Raw genomic sequence first — 3,206 nt, 5'->3', positions numbered from 1 at the left:
GTGCGTTAGTGAGCCTGACCAAAGGGACCAGCCAAGGAGCCGGTGAGCTGGGTGTTGAGCGTATTTACCGCGACGCACAAGGTCGTGCGGTAGCCACAGAAGATGCCGAAGGCGCCAGAAGTTATGTGCTATATGATGCTGCGGGGCGCAAACGCTTTACAGTGGATGCATTGGGGGCGGTCACGGAGTTCGAATACGACAAAGCCAATCAAGTGATTGCGACCACGCAGTTTGCCACCTTGGTGAATACAAGCAGTTGGTTAAACGCGGCGGGCGAACTCACGGTATCGGGCGAGTCATTTTATGCCACCCCGAATGCCGAGCAAGATAGACAAACACTCTATGTTTATAACAAAGCGGGTCAAAAAGCGTATGAGATAGACGCACAAGGCTATGCAACGCGCTTTGAGTACAACGATAAAGGTCAGCTCAGTGCAAAAACGCAGTTATCAGAACAAGTAACCAATCAGGTCATAAAGCGCTTTAATGACCCCGCCAATAGTGGCGATTGGTACATTTACTCCAACTCGTCGGGTAAAGCGGATTTTAAGGCTGAGCATGATGCATCTTATGGTGCCGATGTGATTATTTCGATCACGTCCGGACTGGCTGACGGCATACGAATGGATAACCTCAGCAAGATTGGCAATCGTTTATCTTGGGATATGAACTTTGCGCCATCTGAAAAGTATCAAATCTATATTAGTGTTGCGACGCAGAAAGGGCACCGGTATTTATTTTACACCCCGACCAATCACTATGTTTCAGGAAGCTCGGAGCCATTTCAACGCGACGCGTACTTAAACTTTCCACTTGGTGAAAGCTCGAGGGCGGGTGAGTGGGTGCATATTTCTCGAGATTTAGAGTCTGATTTAAAAGCGTTAGAACCAGATAATGCGTTAATCGATTTTAATGGGTTCTTGATCAGAGGAACGGGGAAAATTGGCGCTATCACAAATAGTAACCTAAGTACCGAAATGCTAGATAGCATCATTGAGACAGACAATGATAGAAAGCAAACGTATCACTATGACACAGCAGGTAACTTAGAATATCAAATTGATGCTGAGGGGTATGTAACACGCCACTACTACGATGCAGCTGGCAATCAAATTGCCACGCGCCAGTATAAAAATAAAGGCGCAATCGGGGCGTTGGTTGAGTCCACTGGAGACCGCGTTAGTCATCAATTTTACAATGGGCAAGGGCAAGTTATCGGTAGCCTAGATGCTGATGGGGCATTGACGACTTATCAGTATAATGACAATGGCCAGAAGGTTGTCGAGTCCGTGTACTTAAGACAAGTTCAAAATCATGTCGTTGGTAACCCCCTGATATTACCTGTGGGTGAAAGAGTGTCCAGTGTTTGGACTTATACAGATACAGGTAAAATCCAGTCTTTAGCGCACAGTGATGGAACGTATACCTACTACACATACGACAACATGGACAATTTGGTCGAAAAAGAAGTGTTCGAAGACCGACCACCTTCGATTTATAACGAACAAACGATCGTGGATGATAACTTTAATGCTGGTAACGTGTCCGACTTCACCATCAAAAATGACAGTTTGAATTCGATTACTACAGAAGGTGAACGAGTCCGGTTTGAGCGCTTACCTGCCAGTCAACCCTCTTGGCCAACGCTTGCTGCAAAAGAGTCTTATGATCTGAAGGACACCTTTAACATCCAGTTTGAGGTGACAACGGGCGCATCGCTTAGTGACACTTACTTTTACGGGGGCTTGGAAAATTTAGGCTCTAGGGGGTCAACACTTGATCGTCATGCTATCTTTTTCCGTGGAAACGAGGTGCAATCCATCGTAGCGAGAGATGGTGTTGAGGAGCCGGCTAAACCGCTCATGCATCTAACCCCGAATACGACGTACGTGGTGCGTTTTGAGTCAAATGGGGATAGCGTTACTTTAATTGTCAAACCCAAAGATAAGCCCGAACAGGCGGTGTCTGTCACAGAGTCAAGTGGTAACTTTACAGGGAAAGCACATGTAAACTTTTACAACAACCTTTACCCAAGTGCCGAGAATTCAGTTATTTATTTTGATAACTATTCAGTCACCAAACCTGCAGAAGCAGAATCCAGCGGCATATCAGATAATTTTGATTCTGGCGTCATGTCTCAATTTACTAGCCAAGGTGACAGTATTAATTCAATTTCTGTTGTCGATGGGCGAGTCCGTTTCACGCGGGCTTCTGCCAGTTCGTCACTTTGGCCCAGTATTACTTCTAAAGAGCGCTATACACTCAATGAACCAGCAACTATCCAATTTGAGGTTACAACGTCAGATTCATTGAATGATAGTTACCTCAATGGCGGACTGGATAACTTGGGAACAAGAAGTAATAACACGCTTGACCGTCACGCGGTGCAATTTGACGGCGGGGTCATTCAATCTTATGTGGTGCGCAATGGGGTTGAGTACGGTCATAAACATATGATGAATATGACAACCAACACCACCTATGTTGTTCGATTCGAAACCTTAAAAGGTAAAACGGTGTTGACGGTTATGCCAAAAGGTCAACCTGAACAAGCTATTTCAGTAACAGAGTCAAGTGAAGGGTTTAGCAAGTATGCGCATATACTCCTGTTCAATAATCCTCGCCCAGGAGCACAAGGGACAGAGATTTTCCTCGACAACTATACTGCTGAGTCTGCCTCTATCGTTTCGCGAGAAAAATATCGCTATGATTTACTAGGCCGAAAGGTCAGTACCATTGATGAAGCCGAGCAGTACAATACACCTGCAAACCCTGCTAATTGGGAAATATATGACGCCATACCTTCAGGCCCGACGATCTCAACGGTCTATGACAAAGTGTACGGTACAGATGTGATTAAGCTGCAAGGAGATTCAACGCACAATGGGTATAAATTAAAAAGCGAAGGTCTAAAAAACTGGAATTCAAAGCTGAGCAATATTCGATGGGATATTAAGAACAATGAAGGTTTTACCGTATATATTAGTTTGCAAACCGAATTAGGCCATCGATTTTTACGTTATGCTCAAGGGAGTTTCACACCAAAGCAAGAAGGAGAGTATATTTCTCATCCTTTGTCGGGGGACACTGCATTAGGCAATTGGGTTACCATCGAGAGAAATCTCCTCGCAGATTTAAAGGCCCTTGAGCCAGATAATGATATTTTAACTGTTAATGCGTTCCTTACCCGTGGCTCTAGCTTGGTT

Annotated in this window: 1 protein-coding gene; it reads left to right on the top strand. The window is 44.9% G+C overall.

Translation table 11 applies throughout. From position 1 onward, the window contains the following. Window positions 1-3,206, top strand: a 3,206-nt coding sequence (locus L1286_RS23850) for a hypothetical protein (RefSeq protein WP_235409521.1), incomplete at both ends; no start/stop codon positions are given.

Source organism: Pseudoalteromonas sp. SMS1 (assembly GCF_021530565.1).
Taxonomy (GTDB): domain Bacteria; phylum Pseudomonadota; class Gammaproteobacteria; order Enterobacterales; family Alteromonadaceae; genus Pseudoalteromonas.
This window is presented reverse-complemented; position numbering and strand designations above follow the sequence as displayed.